The organism is Confluentibacter citreus, assembly GCF_002807055.1.
GTDB lineage: Bacteria > Bacteroidota > Bacteroidia > Flavobacteriales > Flavobacteriaceae > Confluentibacter > Confluentibacter citreus.
The window spans coordinates 1,046,837-1,065,512 of record NZ_NIXN01000001.1; the positions used below are offsets into that span (position 1 = coordinate 1,046,837).

An 18,676-nucleotide genomic window follows, 5' to 3' on the forward strand; every position below is an offset into this window, starting at 1 on the left:
TATAATAGGGGTTTTTTTGTAATTTTGAACCAAGTTTTGTAATTAAGACCATTATGAAAAATATAAAATATATATGCCTTTTGACAGTTTTAATGTCAGTTAAAGGTTTTACACAAGAAATTAAATGGATGACGCTTCAACAAGCGGTAGCCCTTCAAAAGACACATCCGAAAAAAATTATGATGGATGTTTATACCAATTGGTGTGGGCCTTGCAAGATGTTGGATAAAAATACATTTCAAAACAAAGATGTAGCGAATTATGTAAATAAAAACTATTATGCCGTTAAATTTAATGGAGAAGGTAATGACGTTATTAATTTTAATGGCAATACATTTAAAAACCCTAATTACGATGCGTCAAGGGCCAATACTCGTAATTCGGCCCACCAATTAGCAAGTTATCTTCAAATTAGTGCTTATCCTACCATTGTTTTTTTTGATGAAAAAGGGAATGTTATAGCGCCGATACGAGGTTATCAAACACCGCCCCAATTGGAACTATACTTAAAAATGTTTAAACAAGATGACCATAAAAGCATTGATACCCAAGATAAATTCAATGCATATTACAAAGCATTTACACCTCAATTCGTTGTGAGCCAATAACACTTAATAATCTATAATGAAAGCTCCCTTTTTGCTGGTTTGGTGAAAAGGGAGTTTTCTTTTTTTGCATACAGCTTCCCATTGTTCTAAATACGATTTATAGTTGCTGCCATCGGCAATAATATATTTTGGTTTTATTGAATCTATCAACCTGTTCAAATTTAATTGTGGTGATTGCCTTAACAATACATAATCTGGTTGAAATGTTTTAATATTATAAACGCCTAAGCTATCAATGACCAAAAGTGTTTTGTTATTTAATAGGTAGATGGGGTTGATAGTGTTAGTTTGAATGGTTTTAATATGGTTGCCGACAACAAAATCTTTGATTATTCTATCTTTTGACAGCGTTAAACTATCAAAATCGGTAGCAACATGAATAGTATTAGTAGTTACATTCCCAACCAAGGTAAATTTACTTTTATGAAATATTACAAATTGGTTTTCTTGACTATTGTATTTTGTATATATGAAAACACATTGTATCGCCAAAATGGCAATCAGTAATAAGCTGTAATTTTTATAATGTTTCTTTTTCCAAAATTGTATTAGTGCAATAATCAAGAAGTAAGAGGCAAAAACATATAAAAGACTAAATGCGATATCTTTAAATAAAAATGACTCTTGTTCAGAAATCCAACCTACAAAACGGTTCATTAAGCTTATTGTGTATCCATAAATTTTCGCTATAAAAACAGGCAATATATTTAATAAAGCTAAGAGAATTATAAGAATTCCAAAACCTAAAATAATCCCTAGAACTGGTATAATGACTAGATTGGAAATAAAAAACAAACCAGGTAGTTGATGGAAATAATATAAACTTATTGGTATAATCCCAAATTGGGCAGAAACAGTAACCGTTAACGTATGCCAATAAAAATCTATAATTTTATTTTTTGGCTTCCATAAATGATACAGTAAAGGGTCGATAATTACGATGGATAAAACAGCTAAATAACTTAATTGAAAACCAACATCGAACAAAAACATGGGTTTTATAAGAAGCAATACAAACATGGATATTGCCAGAGTGTTGAAAATGCTCGTGGGTCTTTTTAAATTCATGGCGATTGCCACAATACTAAACATGGTAACGGCTCTAGTTACGGAGGCAGAGAGACCAGCAATGATGGCAAACCCCCATAACATGACAATAAGCAACATGATTTTTATAAGTTTACCATGTTTAAATGTTTCTAGTGGCTTTAATATAAAACTTAAGATTAATAGAATAATACCAATATGTAATCCGGAAACAGCTAAAATATGTATGGCGCCCGCGTTGGTATAGTTGGAATAAACTTCTTCGCTGATGTCTTGCCGTTGTCCCAATAAAAGAGCATTGATAATGGCAAGTTCATCTGGATCAAATGGATAGGTTTTTAGCTTAATATTGATATGGTTTCTAATGTTATTCGCTATGCCAAGAAGGGTGTTTTTTTCAGATGCAACTTTTAAAAGCGATTTCTTGTTGGTAAAGAGTTGATGGTAAATGTATTTTTTCTCTAGAAATTTTTTATAGTCAAATTGATGGGGATTTAAGGGCGGAAGAATCTCCTTTAAAACAGTTTTTGTAATAAGAATGTCATCCACTTTTAATGGAGTTAGAGTGGAATCTTTTTGAATGTTGAGCAGTGAATTTCCGCAAACACTTAAATCATCAATTTTTAGAAGATCTACAATATATTTATCATAATACATATTCGATTTTAAAACCTCTTTAACCCTAAAAGTGATGGTTTTTAAAGAATCGTTTTCAGAAGTAAAATGCTTGTAATGATTTGAAAAATTCTTTTCATTATGCACATTTATGGTCAATATGCCTATAAAAATCATGGTCAAAAAAGCTAAAAGACCAAACCAAATGGTTTTTAAAAATTGCTTTTTCGAAATTATAAAAGACAGAAATAAAAATATTAAAAGCCCAATGATAATGTACGAAGTCCATATCAAAGGCCACTCAAAAAAGTAGCCAACAAGAATGCCTATAATAAGGCAAATTGTTAGTTTTATTATGGCGAAATTAAGTAGCTTCATGTCGCCGAAAGATATAAAATTTCTTATAAAATCCTTCGTGCTTCTACAAATGCCTTATTCCAGTAAGCTTCGGTAATTGAAGATACAATGACGCCTGCACTTGTGGTTGAGTGGATAAATTCTATATTTCCACTATCCATAGACGAGACAACCAATCCAACATGGCTAATATCATTTCGCCTGTTACCTGTTTTAAAGAATACTAAATCGCCGATGCCCACATTATTTAATGGGATTTTTTCACCATTTTTTGCCATATCCCTTGAAATTCTTGGAAGAATAATATCGTGGGCTCTAAAAGATTCAAATACGAGACCAGAACAATCCATTCCCGATTTTGTGGCGCCACCAAATCTGTATCGAACACCTTTAAATTGTTTGGCGTACTCTACAATACTAAAAGCTTTAGAACCTGAGAAATTGGAACCTGAATTGGAATTAATATCTTCTGTTGTAATGGTTTTATTGGCATAAATTTCATCATTGGGATTTGTTCCAATAATAATTTTCGAAGCCCTTGGGTTTTCGTTTTTGGTGTGTTTAGCAGATTTACAACTACTGAAACTAAAAAAAATAATACTTAAAAAAAACAGGAGTTTCTTCATACTAAAATTAGGCTTGTATAGATTTGAAAATTAAATGAGCTGTTTTTGCACTGGCCCCTTTTCCGCCAAGTTTTTTCTCTAAATCGTAATAATTAATAAAGAATTTAGTGCGTTCATTAGGGTCAAGAATGATGTCTAATTCCTTTTTAAGGTTTTCTGAATTAAATTCGTCTTGAATAAGTTCTTTTACCACTTCTTTATCCATTATCAAATTTACTAACGAAATATACTTAAGAGTTATTATTCTTTTTGCAATTTGATAAGAGATATTACTGCCTTTATAGCAAACTACTTGAGGCACTTTAAATAAGGCGGTTTCTAAGGTAGCCGTGCCAGACGTTACCAAAGCAGCCACTGATACACTTAATAAATCGTAGGTTTTATTAGCTATAAATTTCACATTTGAGGCCTTGATAAATGTTGTATAAAAATCGAAATCTTGGCTAGGTGCACCCGCAATAACAAATTGATAATTTGGGTATGCATCAGTCAAGCTTAGCATTACAGAAAGCATATTTTTTATTTCTTGTTTACGGCTTCCGGGTAAAAGAGCAATGATGGGTTTTTCGTTTAATTCATGTGTAGCCCTAAATTCATATTCGTCAACTTGAGTTCTATCAGCAATAGCATCAATTAATGGATGTCCAACAAAGGTTACATTGTAATTATGTTTTTTGTAGAAAGCTTCAACAAAAGGCAAAATAACGTACATGGCATCTATATCGCGTTTTATAGCTTTTACTCTACTGGCTCGAGACGCCCAAACTTGTGGGGAAATGTAATAATTGGTTCTATATTTTTGTTGTTTTGCCCATTTCGCAATGCGAAGATTAAATCCGGAATTATCAATAAAAATAATAACATCGGGATTGTAATTTTTTATATCTGTTTTACAGAACGATATATCTTTATATATTTTAGGAAGGTTTTTTATAACTTCGGCAAAACCCATAAAAGCACGTTCTTTGTAATGTTTAACCAAAGTGCCGCCAACGCGTTGCATAAGGTCGCCACCCCAAAACCTAAAATCAGCATTCACATCTTCTTTTAGTAATGCTTTCATAAGGTAAGAGCCATGTAAATCGCCCGACGCTTCTCCTGCAATAATATAATACTTCATTAACTAAATAATTATAGCATTTTAAAAAAAAAGGTAAAAATAGCAACTAAAATGGTTATTAATAAAACGCCCCTAGCCTTATAATCTTGTTTTTTTCTGATAAAAATAAAGAAAGCTACTAAATTTAAAATAGCGCCCAAGCTAATTAGTTTTCCTAAAAAACCTTCTTTAGCGGCATTTTTAATAACAGTTAAAAAATCATCGCCTTGTCCTAATAGTGTCGATACAATAATCAACCCAATGGCATTGGCAATCAAACCCACTAACACTCCAATAAAAATATTTTTTTTAATCATTTAATTCCCATGAGTTTAAATTTTGTATAAAATGATAAGCTGTTAAATCAAACTGGATAGGTACCACAGATACATAACCATTTTCTAAAGCCCATTCATCGGTATCTTCACCGCCATCCAAATTTACAAACTTTCCTGAAAGCCAATAGTAATCCTTTCCTTGAGGGTTTTTACGCTTATCAAATTCTTCTACCCAATTAGCCTTAGCTTGTCGGCAAACCTTAATGCCTTTAATTTGTTTCTCAGGAAGATTTGGTATATTTACATTTAACACCACCCCTTTAGGTAAACCATGTTTTAATGCATTTTTTGTTATGGTTTTCACATGGTTTTTGCAAGCCTCAAAATTGGCACTCCACGCATAATCCAATAATGAAAACCCAATGGCGGGAATCCCTTCTATGCCAGCTTCAATAGCCGCACTCATCGTACCAGAATATATCACATTGATAGAGGAATTGGAGCCATGGTTAATACCAGAAACACACAAATCGGGCCGTCTGTCTAAAATCTCTCTAATGGCTAGTTTTACACAATCAGCGGGTGTTCCAGAGCAACTGTATTCTTTTTGTGGGCCATCATCAAGGGTTACGCGCTCCGCATAAAGCATTGAATCCAATGTTATGGCATGCCCCATGCCACTTTGCGGACTGTCTGGAGCTACAACAACTACATCTCCTATCATATTCATAACCTTTATTAAAGTTCTTAGTCCAGGTGCGCTAATGCCATCATCATTTGTGACTAAAATAAGCGGTTTTTTTGCCATGAGGGGTATTTGTTTTTAGTGTTGCTAAAATACATAAAATCCGATTAACGTTTCAATTTGTTTAGTTTAACAAAAAATTAGTAGCGTATCAGTTTATTGGCATGGTTTTTTCTTTAATTTAGTGAAAAATATAATATGTATTTTTGTAAAAACTAAAATTAGATTCTTTACGTTTTAATCTAAATAATACGTTTTTTATAAAAAAAACATAGAATGAAAATTATGAAAAATATGTTGAAAAGGAATTATAAAGCCTTGGTATTGTTGTTATTGCTAGCATTTGCATCATGCAGTTTTACAACAAAAACGTTTAGTGATCCAGATAAAGATAAATTGCTTGTACAGGTAATTACGTTTGTATTGCAGCAGGGACATTTTGATCCTATTGCCATGGACGATGCGTTTTCTGAAGAATTGTTTTCAAATTTTTTAGAAAGTTTAGATCCTACTAAACGATACTTCTATGAGTCTGATTATAAGGATTTTGAAAAGTTTAAAACTACTATTGATGATCAATTAAAAGTATCAGATATTACTTTTTTCAATATTACCCATGAGCGTTTAATGCAACGTATTTCAGAAGCCAAAATAATGTATCGCGAAGTGTTATCGGAGCCATTTGACTATTCTGAGGAAGAAATATTTGATACAGATTATGAAAATATTCCATTCGCGAAGAATAAGAAAGAGTTGAAAGAGCGTTGGAGACAACAGCTTAAATTCTCTGCATTATCCTTTTATGATGATATTTATACAGAAGAAAAGCAGAAAAAAGAAAAGGATGCATCTTATGTCATGAAAACCGAAAGCCAAATTGAGCAAGACGCTCGTGAGGCAACATTAAAATCCATGGACATTTATTTTAATGACAATTTAGAAGATGTAAAACGAGAAGAGTGGTTTGCCATATACATTGATGCCATTGTTGGAGAGTTCGATCCTCATACCTATTATCTAGCGCCTAAGAACAAAGAAGATTTTGATGAACGTATGTCTGGTAAATTGGAAGGTATTGGAGCCCAATTACAAAAGCGTATGGACTATATTAAAATTACAGGTTTAATTTCTGGTGGCCCAGCTTGGCGAAGTAAAGAATTAGAAGTAGAGGATGTTATTTTAAAAGTAAAACAAGAAAATGAAGAATTCCCTGTAGATATAGTTGGTATGCGTATTAATGATGCTATTAAATATATTAAGGGGCCAAAAGATACCAAAGTAACATTAACTATCAAAAAAGTTGATGGCACCATTAAAGATGTTACTTTAGTTAGAGATGTGGTAGAAATAAACGAAACCTATGCCAAAGCTTCAGTAGTTAAAAAGGATGGCGTTAAGTTTGGTGTTATAAATCTGCCATCATTTTATGTTGATTTTGAAGATTACAAAAAATTAAATGCCGCTGCCGATGTAAAACGTGAAATCGAGAATTTAAAAGCAGAAGGCATGGAAGGACTCATATTGGATTTGCGCGATAACGGCGGAGGTTCATTGCCAACGGTGGTAGATATGGCAGGATTATTTATTAAAGATGGCCCTATTGTGCAGGTACGTTCCACAGGCGAACCCAAAGAGGTTTTAAGAGACAGAGATAAATCAATTACTTGGGATGGCCCTTTGGTGATTTTAGTAAATGAATTGTCGGCTTCTGCTTCGGAAATTTTGGCAGCTGCCATGCAAGATTACAAACGAGCCATTATTATTGGTAGTAAACAAACTTATGGAAAAGGCACTGTTCAAAATGTGCTTAACCTCAATAATTTGATAAGAAATAATACTAGTGGTGATTTAGGGGCTTTGGCATTGACTACTCAAAAATATTATAGAATTAGTGGTGGTTCGGTTCAGTTAGAAGGTGTTAAAAGTGATGTACAAGTTCCTGATAAATTCAGTTTTATTGAGGTTGGTGAAAAAGATAAATCAAATGCCTTACCTTGGGATGAAATAGATTCAGCTGAGTATACTACATGGGATAATCATTTTGATTACCAAGAAACCATTAAAAGAAGTAACGAGCGCATGGCTAAAAATACACAATTAAAACTTATTGAAGACAACGCTAGATGGGTGAAAAGTCAAATTGATGAAACCGTTTATCCTTTGAATTATACCAAGTATAAAGAGAAATTAACTTTAAGGGATGAGGAATCAAAACGTTTTGATGAGATGACCAAGTATCAAACTAATTTAACGTTTGAATCCCCAGCTTATGAAAAAGAATTATTTAATAATGATATAAATAGCCTAAAAGAATTACGTGACAGATGGCACGCTAATTTAAGTCAAGATGTGTATATTGAAGAGGCTTTAAACGTACTTCAAGACTTGAAAACATCATATAATATCAAAAAAGTAGCTAAAGTACAAGAATAGCTAAAACATGAGTCATACATCTCACTCATTAAAACAATTAGCGCTCCAAAAGTTTAAAAAAAACTTTTGGGGCGTTTTTAGTTTTTACTTTATTGTTTTGATTGGTCTGGTTTCTATATTTGCGTATGTGATGGCTCCAGATAATTCGCAATATGCCAATCAAATGCATTTGTCTATTCATTCCAAAAAACCTGGGTTCGCAGTCTCTATGCTCACGATTCCTTCTGGAATGGATTTGAACCAAAATATTTTTGATAAGATTTTTTTCGGAAAAAAAAATACAGATACAGAAATTCCTATTACAAGTTTTATAATTACTAAAGATACTTTAACTTATACTGAATATGCATCCGATGGTTTAGAAGGTGTTGAAAAAAACATGTCTTTAAGTGCTTTTTTAAACAATAATCCCCAAGATTTCATAAAACAAAAAACATTTCTTTTTGGTACAGACAAATATGGAAGAGACCTATTAAGTAGAGTACTTGTTGGTGCCAGGATTTCCTTTTTTATTGGGTTTGTAGCCGTATTTATATCTTTAGTAATCGGCATTTTTATGGGGAGTGTTGCTGGATATTTTGGTGGTAAAATTGATGCTTTTATTATGTGGATAATAAATGTTACTTGGTCCATCCCAACGTTGCTATTGGTTATTGCCATAACATTAGCATTGGGTAAAGGTTTTTGGCAAGTATTTATAGCTGTGGGGCTGACCATGTGGGTTGAAGTAGCAAGAGTGGTTAGAGGCCAAATAATTAGCGTCAAAGAAATGCAATATGTAACGGCTGCAAGGGCTTTAGGCTTTAACGATTTTAGAATTATAACCAAGCATATATTGCCTAATATCATGGCACCAGTCATCGTTATTTCAGCAGCTAATTTTGCCTCCGCTATTCTGGTGGAAAGCGGATTGAGTTTTTTAGGCATTGGGGCACAACCCCCAATGGCAAGTTGGGGCGCTATGATTAAAGATCATTATAATTATATCATTTTAGGAAAGCCTTTTTTGGCTATTATACCAGGACTATGCATTATGAGTTTGGTAATGGCATTTATGCTGATTGGTAATGCACTTCGTGATGCATTGGATGTGAAAGGGTAAGGCTCTAGTATTATTTACATGATGCCAAATAATTGGTATTCTTTTGTTTATTATTATATTTGATTGACCACAATTTTAAACTAATCTAACTATTATGAAAAAATCAGTGTTCCTTTTTTTAACAGTTTTATCATTGGCATTTGTTTCATGCAAGGAAAAAACTGATCCAAATCCTGTATTAACTATTGAAGGCGGTCAAATTCAAGGCGTGCCAACACCAACCGAAGGTATTGTTGCCTACAAGGGAATTCCGTTTGCTGCGCCCCCAGTAGGTGATTTGCGTTGGAAAGAACCTCAACCTATTCTTCCATGGGAGGGCGTGAAAGTAGCAGATGCTTATGGCGATGCCGCTTCACAACTCACATGGGATCCTGAAAGTTTTTATGGCAAAGAATGGCAAGCTAGCGGTTCTGTGCCATTTAGTGAGGATTGTCTTTATCTAAATGTTTGGACACCAGCTGCAGGTAAATTGGATGAGAAACTTCCGGTGGCGATGTGGATACATGGCGGTGGATACCGTGAAGGTTTTGCTTTTGAACCAGAAATGGATGGAGGCGAAGACTGGGCATCTCGTGGTGTAATTCTAGTAACTGTTACGTATCGTCTTGGTGTTATGGGATTTTTTTCGCATCCACTTTTATCGGCTGAAAGTCCGAATGGGGTATCTGGCAATTATGGACTTATGGATCAGGCTGCGGCATTAAAATGGATTAATAAAAATATTGCACAGTTTGGCGGCGATCCAAATAACATAACCATATTTGGTCAGAGTGCAGGTGCAGGAAGTGTACAGTCGTTATGTGCGTCACCTCAGTCTAAAAACTTAATAAGTAAAGCGATTAGTATGAGTGGTGGTGGTTTAGGTTCTAGACCAGGTACGCCTCTTGATACAGCTCAAGTGAATAACAAAAAATTAATGGACTTTTTTGAAAAAACAACGTTGGACGACATGCGTAAGTTGTCTTTTGATGAACTTATAGAAATGTCGCAAAAATATGCTGATACCACAAAAACCCGTGTTGGTTGGAGCCCCGTTATTGATGGCTATTTCTTAAATAATACATTTTCTGATGAAGCATTGGCTAAAAATATACCAGACATCCCTTATATGATTGGTTTTACTTCTAATGATTTAAGCGATATGACCAAGCCAGTAAATGATTTTGCTGCTTTAAGAGCAGAACAAAGTAGCAAACCTACTTATGCTTATTTATTTCAACGCCAATTACCGGGAGACGAAAGTGGCGCTTTCCACTCAGCCGATTTATGGTATGTATTCCATTCTTTAAAGCACAGTTGGAGACCTTTTACTGCAGGCGATGAGGCATTAAGTAATCAAATAGTAGATTACTGGACTAATTTTGCCAAGTTTGGAGACCCAAATGGTAAAGACAGTGGAGCATGGAAACCTTATACCAAAGAAAATCCTGAATTTATGATATTGGATGCAAATAGTGATAAAGCGGACTTAAAAATGTCAGCGACTCCAGAATTTAAAGGAAATAAGTTAAGAAGGTAATATAATTAATAAAAAAAAGAATGAAGGTTATACCCACAAAAAGTATCACCTTCATTTATTTTAAGTAATTCAAAATTTAATGGAGTTTCATATTTCCATTCAGCGAATCAATATAATTTAAAACAGCATCTTTGCCTATATCATTCGTTGCGGAGGTTATAAAGTAATTGGGCATGTCTTCCCAAGTTTCCAATAAAATCGTTTTATAGGCGACTACATGGTTTTCAATTGCTTGTGGTTTTAGTTTGTCGGCTTTAGTGAAAATAATAGAAAATGGAACACCGTTTTCGCCAAGCCATTGCATAAATTCTAAATCAATTGTTTGGGGCTCGTGCCTGATATCAACCAAGACAAAGGCAGATACCAATTGTTCCCGCAAACCAAAATATTGGGTAATAAATTTTTGAAATGTTTTTTTAGACGACTTGGAAACACGCGCATAACCATAGCCAGGTAAGTCAACCAAATGCCAGTTTTTATTAATTAAAAAGTGATTTATTAATTGTGTTTTTCCGGGTCTGCCAGACGTTTTTGCTAAACTCTTTTTGTTGGTAAGCATGTTTATTAGCGACGATTTGCCCACATTACTTCTGCCAATAAATGCGTATTCGGGCAGCAACGCCTTTGGGCATTTGGCAACATCAGAGTTGCTAATAACAAATTCAGCAGATTTAATATCCATGATTATATAATTTGTGTTTGGTAGTTGAGGTTATCTAAATTTTAGATTTTTTAATACCCTCTTTTTTGCAACCAACCATCAAGAATTTGGTTAAATTCATCAGGATGTTCCATCATGGCGGCATGCCCACATTTGTCTATCCAAAATAAGTCCGAATCTGGTAACAAACCGTGAAATTCTTCGGCAACTTCAGGAGGTGTTACATTATCATTTTTCCCCCAAATGATACAGGTGGGAATTGTCATTTTGGGTAAATCTTTAGCCATATTATGCCTTATGGCACTTTTGGCAATGGCTAAAGTTTTGATCAATTTATTTCTGTCATTTACGGTTTCGTAAACTTCATCAACAATTTCTTTTGTGGCTATAGCAGGATCATAAAAGACATTTTGGGCTTTCTTTTTTATAACCTCATAATCGCTTCTTTTAGTATAGCCACCACCCATTGCGCTTTCGTAAAGCCCTGAACTTCCTGTGATTATAAGAGCTTTTACTTTTTCTGGATATAATTTTGTATGATATAGTCCAATGTGGCCTCCTAATGAATTCCCTAATAAAATGACTTTGTTGAATCCTTTGAATTCAATAAAGTCATGTAAGTATTTGGCAAAGCTTTTTACATTGGTTTTTAGCAAAGATTGAGTATAAATAGGCAATTCGGGTATAATAACTTGATAGCCTTTTGTGCTAAAAAATTTTATAACAGAATCAAAATTACTTAAACCACCCATAAGGCCGTGTAAAACAATTATGGGAGTGCCTTCTCCAGCTTCAATATAGCTGTAATTTTTTTCTTTTTTTAAACGATGCGTCAAAATATTTAGTCCTTTTCGTTAAAAAACAAATATAGTTATTTCATTCATATTTCAACAAGTTTAATTGATTCTCAAAAAAATACTTCAAAGAGATATTAACAATTGATTTCAGTAAAAAAAATTAATAATCTAATAAATTGACACTAAAGAGCATAGTGGTGTTTTGGGCTTATTTATATCGGTAAAAAGAAGGTTAACATAAAAATTATTAACAAAGTGGGGTAAAGTGGTAAAATGTGGTAAAATTTTCGATATATTTGAAACTTAAACCCTAAAAAGGAAAAGAAACGGTTTGAATTCATTAATAGGTACATACGATTGTAAAGTAGATATCAAAGGGCGACTTATGTTGCCTTCTGGCATTAAAAAGCAATTGTCGTCTATTTTAGAAAACGGATTTGTACTTAGGCGGTCGGTTTTTCAGCCGTGTTTAGAGTTGTATCCCATGGAAGAATGGCAACTTTTAATGCAGAAAATGAACAAGCTGAACAAGTTTAAAAAAAAGAACAACGATTTTATCCGTCGATTCAGTGCTGGTGCTAAAATTGTTGAGATTGATGCGAATGGGCGTTTGCTCATCCCTAAAGACCTAACGGTTTTCGCTGGTATAACAAAAGATGTTGTGATTTCACCTTCAATAAACATTATTGAGATTTGGGATAAAGACAAGTATGAACAAGCTATTGACGATGCGACTGGAGATTTCGCTGATTTAGCTGAAGAAGTAATGGGACAAGATGATGACGATCATGGAATATCATAACCCTGTTTTACTTAAAGAAACCGTTGATGGGTTAAACATTAAAGAAGATGGTATCTATGTAGATGTCACTTTTGGTGGTGGCGGACATAGCAAGGAAATATTAAAACGGCTTGGCGAGCATGGACGATTATTTGCTTTTGATCAAGACGAAGACGCTCTTAAAAATACGATAGACGACAGTAGATTTAAACTGATACATGAAAATTTTAGATACATAAAACGGTTTCTGAAGTTTTATAGAGTCAATAAAGTGGATGGTATTTTAGCTGATTTTGGGGTTTCATCTCATCAATTTGATGTGGCGGAACGCGGATTTTCAACCCGTTTTGAAGCAGATTTAGATATGAGGATGAATCAAAAAAACACGTTGTCAGCTTATAATGTGATCAATGATTACGAAGAGCAGAAGCTGAAACAAGTTTTTTGGCAATATGGTGAGTTAAGAGCTGCGCCCGCTATGGCAAAACTTATTGTGGAACATAGAACTACGGAAAAAATAGTAACGAGTACCCAACTTAAAGACGTTCTTAAAAAGTTTTTACCGCCAAAAAATGAGAATAAAGTGTTGGCTCAAATTTATCAGGCGATTAGAATTGAGGTAAATCAGGAAATAGAGGCTTTAAAAGAGTTTTTAGAACAAACGCCAGACTTGTTAAATCCTGGAGGACGGTTAAGTCTTATTTCTTACCACTCTTTAGAAGATAGATTGGTAAAACGGTTTATAAGAAACGGCTTGTTTGAAGGAGAGCCAGATCGTGATGTATTTGGGAAATTTGAAGTGCCATTAAAAAAAATAAATTGCTTAATGGTGCCCTCAAAAGAAGAAATAAAAAATAATAACAGAGCTAGAAGTGCCAAACTTCGTATTGCTGAAAAATTATAATACGTCTAAGTTTTATAGTGCGAATGAAAAAAAACATCTATAGCATATTAAAAGGAACATTTCTAGTTAATGATGACTCTTTTAAGAATTGGCGTTTTATCATTTTTATTTCGGGTTTAGCACTAATTATGATTGCAAGTTCCCACAGTGCTGATAAAAAGGTGTATAAGATTGCTCGGTTGAACAATGAAGCAAAAGAAATGCGTTCGGCTTTTGTAGATGGCAGGTCGAAATTGATGCGGTTGAAAATGGAGTCAGAGATCGCTAATAAAATGAAAGAAAAAGGCCTATCTCAATCTGTGATTCCACCAAAAAAAATAAAAGTTAAATCCCAAAATTAAAGTTCAAAAGTTGGCAATAAACGAAAAGAACATATTAAACCGATTGTATTTTATAGCAGGATGTATGTTCATCTTCGGACTTGGTGTTGTTTTTAAATTAGTAAACATTCAATTTGTCGATGGTGATAAATATAGGGCATTGGCCAGTCAGCGCATCGTAAAGGATTTTGTGATTCCATCGAACAGAGGGAATTTATATTCAGTGGACGGGAATTTGCTGGCAACCTCAATTCCTAAGTACGACATCCGTTTTGATGCTATAACGCCATCTGCTAAAAATTTCGAAACCTATTTGAATCCATTAAGCGATTCGCTTTCTAAATATTCAGGCAAGCCTTCAGCATATTATAAAAATGAACTTAGAAAAGCTAGAGCCAATAAGAGTAGGTATTTTTTATTAGCTAGAAATATTAGTTATTCAGATTATATCCGTATCAGAAATTTTCCATTATTAAACCTTGGTGCGTTTAGAGGTGGTCTAGTTGTAGAGCAAACCACAAAACGAGAACATCCTATGGGTGGTATTGCACAGCGTTCTATTGGCTATGAACGGTTTGATGATGAAGGAAATGTAACTAGGGCAGGGATAGATGGTGCTTATGGCGTACAATATTTAAGAGGGAAAGATGGACGCAGAGCTAAACAACAAATTGGTAAAGGCCAATGGAAGCCTATTAGTGATGCTAACGAAATTGAGCCACAAGATGGCTATGATGTATATACTACCATAAACATAAACATACAAGACATTGCGCATCATGCACTTTTGGAACAATTAGAAAAGTATAAAGCAGATCATGGTTGCGTGGTGGTTATGGAAACCAAAACAGGGGAAATTCGGGCCATTTCAAATTTAGGGAGAAATAGTGATGGCTATTATTATGAACGGCGGAATTATGCCATAGGCGAAAGCCACGAATCGGGTTCTACATTCAAACTTATGGCACTTACGGCGGCTTTAGAAGATAAAGTAGTAGATACCAGTGATGTGGTTGATACCGAGAAAGGAACTGTTTATTATTATGGATATCCTGTTAATGATTCAAATAACCGTGGCTATGGTAAAATCACTCTCTCTGAAGCTTTCGAATTGTCATCCAACACAGGAATTGTAAAAGCCATTGATAAAGCATACCGAAATCAACCTGCAAAATTTGTTGACAGACTATATGCCATGAATTTAAATAATAGTTTAGGTATCCCTTTTATAGGAGAGCCTAAACCAATCATTCCAGATCCAAGGATTAAAAATGGACGTTGGAGTGGTATTGCACTGCAATGGATGGCTTATGGTTATGGAGTATCATTTACTCCTTTGCAAACATTAACCTTTTACAATGCCATTGCTAATGGAGGTGAAATGGTAAGGCCACAATTTTTAAAGGAAGTTAAGGAGTTCGATAAAACCATAGTGCCATTTAAAAAAGAGGTTATCAATAAACAAATTTGTTCTGAGGAAACTGTTGCAAAAGTGACACAATTACTTAAAAATGTCGTTGAAAAAGACCATGGAACAGGGCATCGATTGTATTCAGAGAATTTTTCTATGGCCGGTAAAACAGGAACTTGCCAAAAAGATTATGCGAAGAAGGATAAGTTAAGTTATATCTCATCTTTTGCTGGGTTCTTTCCTGCTGACAATCCCAAATATTCTTGCATTGTAGTCATTCATGAACCAGATAAAAGTATTGGCTATTATGGAGCTGATGTGTCTGGGCCCGTATTCAAAAAAATAGCTCAAAAAATATTTATAGATACGCCTATTGTTGATGAGGTGGAATCTTTGGAGGTGAAAAATGCCTCTGTGGAAGATGAATTTGAAAACTATTATGCAGCGGCACAAACATATAAAACCATCATGCCAAATGTGGTTGGTTTGCCAGCAATGGATGCCATTTCATTATTGGAAAACATGGGGCTTAAAGTACAGTTAACTGGTTCTGGAATTGTTAAAAAGCAGTCACTTACATCAGGGCAAAAAGTAAATAAAAATCAAACCGTTGTTTTAGAGGTATCATGATAGCACTAAAAGACATCTTATATAAAGTCACTCTAAACGCTGTGGTAGGTAACACAAGCGTTGAGATTCGTACTATTGATTTCAACTCAAAAAATATAGCTGAAAATGATGTGTTTGTTGCGATTAAAGGTAGTGTTGCTGACGGACATAAGTATATCGATTCAGCCATTAAGCAAGGTGCGGTAGCTGTGATCTGTGAAAACTTGCCAGACGAATTAGTAAATGGTGTTACCTATGTGGAAGTTGATAGTTCCAGTAAAGCTTTGGCTATTATGGCTTCAAATTTTTATGAAGAACCATCAGGGAATTTAAAATTGGTAGGTGTTACTGGTACGAATGGTAAAACAACCATAGCAACCTTGTTATACCAATTATTTAAAAATGCTGGATATAAAGTAGGCTTGCTTTCAACAGTAAAAATATTAGTAGATAACAAAGAATATAAAGCAACTCATACCACGCCAGATTCTTTAACGATTAATAAGTATTTACAGGAAATGAATGAGGCAGGTGTGGAATTTTGTTTTATGGAAGTCAGTTCACACGGTATCCATCAACACCGAACTGAAGGGTTGCATTTTGAAGGCGGCATTTTTACCAACTTAACCCACGATCATTTGGATTATCACAACACATTTGCTGAATACAGAGACGTTAAAAAATCGTTTTTTGATGTACTTCCTGCTAAAGCGTTTGCGCTTGTAAATATTGATGATAAAAATGGCTTGGTCATGCTTCAAAACACCAAAGCTAGAAAATACACCTATGCCTTAAAAAGCTATGCGGATTATAAAGCTCAAATTTTAGAGAATCAATTAGGCGGTTTATTGCTGAAGTTGAATGAAAGTGAAGTTTGGACTCGCCTTATCGGCAACTTTAATGCTTACAATGTGTTGGCTATATATGCGACAGCTGAATTATTGGGACTTGAAAAAGTTGAAATTCTTCGGTTAATAAGTGGTTTGGAAAGTGTTAGTGGGCGGTTTCAATATTTTATTTCAGGTGAAAAAATAACAGCTATTGTCGATTACGCCCATACGCCTGATGCCTTAAAAAATGTATTGGAAACGATTAACAGCATTCGCACGAATAACGAAGAATTAATAACGGTTGTTGGTTGTGGTGGCGATAGGGATAAAACCAAACGTCCTATTATGGGGCAAATAGCTTCGGCATTAAGCACCAAGGTCATTTTCACTAGTGATAATCCAAGAAGTGAAGAACCAGAGGCCATCATTAAAGAGATAGAACAAGGAGTAGAGCCACAACATTTTAAGAAAGCCCTTTCCATTACAGATAGAAGTCAGGCCATTAAAACAGCCTGTCAAATGGCGCAGCCTAACGATATTATATTAATTGCGGGCAAAGGCCATGAAACCTATCAAGAAATTAAAGGCGAGCGTTTCGATTTTGATGATTATAAAACCGTGCAAGAATTTTTAAAACAATTACAAAAATAAATGCTGTATTACTTATTTGATTATTTAGAAAAGCAATTCCAGGTACCTGGAGCAACGCTTTTTGGTTATTTAACCTTTAGGGCGGCGCTTGCTATGATTTTATCATTGCTTATTTCTACTATTTATGGTAAACGGATTATTAATTTTTTACAAAGAAAACAATTGGGTGAAACCATTAGGGATTTAGGTCTTGAAGGTCAAAAAGAAAAGGCGGGAACACCAACAATGGGTGGTATTATCATCATTTTATCCACGCTAATTCCTGTGTTTTTGTTAGCAAAATTAGACAACACGTATATCATTTTGTTGGTAGTTACAACGCTTTGGATGGGAACTATTGGTTTTATAGATGATTATATTAAAAAATTTAAAAACGATAAAGAAGGATTAAAAGGGAAGTTCAAAATATTAGGACAAGTAGGCTTGGGAATTATTGTGGGAGCAACCTTGTATTTTAATCCCAATGTCACCATTAAAGAGAAATTGCCTGTTGAGGTACAACGGCAAATACTTGCGGCAAACCCAAATGTCTCGGCTTCTGAATTCTTTGAAGTAGAAGAAAAGTCAACTAAAACAACCATTCCATTTGTTAAAGGAAATGAATTTGATTATGCCGATATCATCACTTGGATAAGCCCGAGATTAGATGATTATGGCTGGGTCATATTCATTATCATCTCCATTTTCATTATTACGGCTGTATCAAACGGAGCAAACCTAACAGATGGTATTGATGGCTTGGCCGCAGGAACATCAGCCATCATAGTGCTCACTTTGGGAATTTTTGCCTGGGTATCGGGTAACATTATTTTTTCCGATTATTTGAATATCATGTACATCCCAAGAGTAGAGGAAATAACCATTTACATAGCAGCTTTTGTGGGTGCACTTATTGGCTTTCTATGGTATAACGCTTATCCTGCGCAAGTGTTTATGGGAGATACAGGGAGTTTAACCATTGGTGGTATCATTGCAGTTATAGCTATTGCTGTTAGAAAAGAATGGCTGATTCCTGTACTGTGCGGTATTTTTTTAGCAGAAAATCTATCGGTGGTTATGCAAGTAAGCTATTTTAAATACACCAAAAGAAAATTTGGAGAAGGGCGACGCATTTTTAAAATGTCACCGTTGCACCATCACTATCAAAAATCAGGATATCATGAAAGTAAAATAGTCACTCGTTTTTGGATTGTCGGTATTTTACTAGCTATTATATCTATTGTGACATTGAAAATTAGATAAAGTTTTGTCGTTCCTGCGAAAGCAGGAATCTATAAAAGCAG

The 18,676-nt window shown here is 34.4% G+C and carries 17 protein-coding genes; 10 read left to right on the forward strand and 7 right to left on the reverse strand.

Going from position 1 to position 18,676, the window contains the following annotated elements; all coding sequences use genetic code 11:
- The first annotated feature begins 53 nt into the window (after nucleotides 1-53).
- Nucleotides 54-608 (forward strand): thioredoxin family protein, encoded by a 555-nt coding sequence (locus tag CDH49_RS04550; RefSeq protein ID WP_100614194.1) that lies wholly within the window; start codon nucleotides 54-56, stop codon nucleotides 606-608.
- Nucleotides 609-611: 3 nt separating this feature from the next.
- Here the strand turns inward: CDH49_RS04550 and CDH49_RS04555 are convergent, their stop codons facing one another.
- The 5 genes from CDH49_RS04555 to surE are packed head-to-tail and all read right to left on the reverse strand — an operon-like array spanning nucleotide 612 to nucleotide 5,438.
- Nucleotides 612-2,648: a ComEC/Rec2 family competence protein gene (locus CDH49_RS04555; protein ID WP_100614195.1), complete on the reverse strand. Its 2,037-nt coding sequence runs from the start codon at nucleotides 2,646-2,648 to the stop codon at nucleotides 612-614.
- A 23-nt stretch (nucleotides 2,649-2,671) separates the two neighbouring features.
- Nucleotides 2,672-3,253 carry a C40 family peptidase gene (locus tag CDH49_RS04560; protein WP_100614196.1) on the reverse strand — a complete coding sequence of 194 codons (582 nt, stop codon included), beginning with the start codon at nucleotides 3,251-3,253 and terminating at the stop codon, nucleotides 2,672-2,674.
- A 7-nt stretch (nucleotides 3,254-3,260) separates the two neighbouring features.
- The gene (gene lpxB, locus CDH49_RS04565) at nucleotides 3,261-4,373 is read right to left on the reverse strand and encodes a lipid-A-disaccharide synthase (protein WP_100614197.1); all 1,113 of its coding nucleotides are present in this window, start codon (nucleotides 4,371-4,373) and stop codon (nucleotides 3,261-3,263) included.
- Nucleotides 4,374-4,384: 11 nt separating this feature from the next.
- Entirely contained in the window at nucleotides 4,385-4,669 is a 285-nt protein-coding gene (locus tag CDH49_RS04570; RefSeq protein WP_100614198.1) for a hypothetical protein, read from the reverse strand.
- On the reverse strand, nucleotides 4,662-5,438 hold the full coding sequence (gene surE / locus CDH49_RS04575; protein ID WP_100614199.1) for a 5'/3'-nucleotidase SurE: 777 nt from the start codon (nucleotides 5,436-5,438) through the stop codon (nucleotides 4,662-4,664). The genes CDH49_RS04570 and surE overlap by 8 nt, the downstream gene beginning before the upstream one ends.
- 213 nt (nucleotides 5,439-5,651) lie before the next feature.
- Between surE and CDH49_RS04580 the strand changes: the two genes are divergently transcribed.
- The 3 genes from CDH49_RS04580 to CDH49_RS04590 all read left to right on the forward strand — a co-directional run bounded on the left by CDH49_RS04580 (nucleotide 5,652) and on the right by CDH49_RS04590 (nucleotide 10,429).
- A complete protein-coding gene (locus CDH49_RS04580) occupies nucleotides 5,652-7,808 on the forward strand; it encodes a carboxy terminal-processing peptidase (RefSeq protein ID WP_239970573.1) in 2,157 nt (718 codons plus the stop codon).
- 7 nt (nucleotides 7,809-7,815) lie between these two features.
- Entirely contained in the window at nucleotides 7,816-8,910 is a 1,095-nt protein-coding gene (locus CDH49_RS04585; protein WP_100614200.1) for an ABC transporter permease, read from the forward strand.
- A 94-nt stretch (nucleotides 8,911-9,004) separates the two neighbouring features.
- Nucleotides 9,005-10,429 carry a carboxylesterase/lipase family protein gene (locus tag CDH49_RS04590; protein WP_100614201.1) on the forward strand — a complete coding sequence of 475 codons (1,425 nt, stop codon included), beginning with the start codon at nucleotides 9,005-9,007 and terminating at the stop codon, nucleotides 10,427-10,429.
- 76 nt (nucleotides 10,430-10,505) lie between these two features.
- Here the strand turns inward: CDH49_RS04590 and yihA are convergent, their stop codons facing one another.
- Nucleotides 10,506-11,111 carry a ribosome biogenesis GTP-binding protein YihA/YsxC gene (gene yihA, locus CDH49_RS04595; protein WP_100614202.1) on the reverse strand — a complete coding sequence of 202 codons (606 nt, stop codon included), beginning with the start codon at nucleotides 11,109-11,111 and terminating at the stop codon, nucleotides 10,506-10,508.
- Nucleotides 11,112-11,161: 50 nt separating this feature from the next.
- The gene (locus CDH49_RS04600; protein ID WP_100614203.1) at nucleotides 11,162-11,926 is read right to left on the reverse strand and encodes an alpha/beta fold hydrolase; all 765 of its coding nucleotides are present in this window, start codon (nucleotides 11,924-11,926) and stop codon (nucleotides 11,162-11,164) included.
- Between the two features lie 292 nt (nucleotides 11,927-12,218).
- Here CDH49_RS04600 and mraZ point away from each other — a divergent pair, with 292 nt between their 5' ends.
- The 6 genes from mraZ to mraY all read left to right on the forward strand — a co-directional run bounded on the left by mraZ (nucleotide 12,219) and on the right by mraY (nucleotide 18,635).
- A complete protein-coding gene (gene mraZ, locus CDH49_RS04605; protein ID WP_100610063.1) occupies nucleotides 12,219-12,689 on the forward strand; it encodes a division/cell wall cluster transcriptional repressor MraZ in 471 nt (156 codons plus the stop codon).
- Nucleotides 12,676-13,572 carry a 16S rRNA (cytosine(1402)-N(4))-methyltransferase RsmH gene (rsmH, locus tag CDH49_RS04610; protein WP_100614204.1) on the forward strand — a complete coding sequence of 299 codons (897 nt, stop codon included), beginning with the start codon at nucleotides 12,676-12,678 and terminating at the stop codon, nucleotides 13,570-13,572. The genes mraZ and rsmH overlap by 14 nt, the downstream gene beginning before the upstream one ends.
- Before the next feature lie 23 nt (nucleotides 13,573-13,595).
- On the forward strand, nucleotides 13,596-13,913 hold the full coding sequence (locus tag CDH49_RS04615) for an FtsL-like putative cell division protein (RefSeq protein ID WP_100614205.1): 318 nt from the start codon (nucleotides 13,596-13,598) through the stop codon (nucleotides 13,911-13,913).
- 64 nt (nucleotides 13,914-13,977) lie between these two features.
- Nucleotides 13,978-15,933 (forward strand): penicillin-binding protein, encoded by a 1,956-nt coding sequence (locus tag CDH49_RS04620; protein ID WP_100614206.1) that lies wholly within the window; start codon nucleotides 13,978-13,980, stop codon nucleotides 15,931-15,933.
- The gene (locus tag CDH49_RS04625; RefSeq protein ID WP_100614207.1) at nucleotides 15,930-17,393 is read left to right on the forward strand and encodes a UDP-N-acetylmuramoyl-L-alanyl-D-glutamate--2,6-diaminopimelate ligase; all 1,464 of its coding nucleotides are present in this window, start codon (nucleotides 15,930-15,932) and stop codon (nucleotides 17,391-17,393) included. Before CDH49_RS04620 ends, CDH49_RS04625 begins: the two co-directional genes overlap by 4 nt.
- Nucleotides 17,394-18,635 carry a phospho-N-acetylmuramoyl-pentapeptide-transferase gene (mraY, locus tag CDH49_RS04630; RefSeq protein ID WP_100614208.1) on the forward strand — a complete coding sequence of 414 codons (1,242 nt, stop codon included), beginning with the start codon at nucleotides 17,394-17,396 and terminating at the stop codon, nucleotides 18,633-18,635. It abuts the gene before it with no gap.
- Nucleotides 18,636-18,676: the final 41 nt, after the last annotated feature.

Coding starts and splice junctions, on each gene's coding strand:
- CDH49_RS04585 (WP_100614200.1), top strand. CDS start 7,816: ATGAGTCATACATCTCACTCATTAAAACAATTAGCGCTCCAAAAGTTT.
- CDH49_RS04550 (WP_100614194.1), top strand. CDS start 54: ATGAAAAATATAAAATATATATGCCTTTTGACAGTTTTAATGTCAGTT.
- CDH49_RS04555 (WP_100614195.1), bottom strand. CDS start 2,648: ATGAAGCTACTTAATTTCGCCATAATAAAACTAACAATTTGCCTTATT.
- lpxB (WP_100614197.1), bottom strand. CDS start 4,373: ATGAAGTATTATATTATTGCAGGAGAAGCGTCGGGCGATTTACATGGC.
- rsmH (WP_100614204.1), top strand. CDS start 12,676: ATGGAATATCATAACCCTGTTTTACTTAAAGAAACCGTTGATGGGTTA.
- yihA (WP_100614202.1), bottom strand. CDS start 11,111: ATGGATATTAAATCTGCTGAATTTGTTATTAGCAACTCTGATGTTGCC.
- CDH49_RS04615 (WP_100614205.1), top strand. CDS start 13,596: ATGAAAAAAAACATCTATAGCATATTAAAAGGAACATTTCTAGTTAAT.
- CDH49_RS04570 (WP_100614198.1), bottom strand. CDS start 4,669: ATGATTAAAAAAAATATTTTTATTGGAGTGTTAGTGGGTTTGATTGCC.
- mraY (WP_100614208.1), top strand. CDS start 17,394: ATGCTGTATTACTTATTTGATTATTTAGAAAAGCAATTCCAGGTACCT.
- CDH49_RS04560 (WP_100614196.1), bottom strand. CDS start 3,253: ATGAAGAAACTCCTGTTTTTTTTAAGTATTATTTTTTTTAGTTTCAGT.
- CDH49_RS04580 (WP_239970573.1), top strand. CDS start 5,652: ATGAAAATTATGAAAAATATGTTGAAAAGGAATTATAAAGCCTTGGTA.
- CDH49_RS04620 (WP_100614206.1), top strand. CDS start 13,978: ATGTTCATCTTCGGACTTGGTGTTGTTTTTAAATTAGTAAACATTCAA.
- CDH49_RS04590 (WP_100614201.1), top strand. CDS start 9,005: ATGAAAAAATCAGTGTTCCTTTTTTTAACAGTTTTATCATTGGCATTT.
- CDH49_RS04625 (WP_100614207.1), top strand. CDS start 15,930: ATGATAGCACTAAAAGACATCTTATATAAAGTCACTCTAAACGCTGTG.
- surE (WP_100614199.1), bottom strand. CDS start 5,438: ATGGCAAAAAAACCGCTTATTTTAGTCACAAATGATGATGGCATTAGC.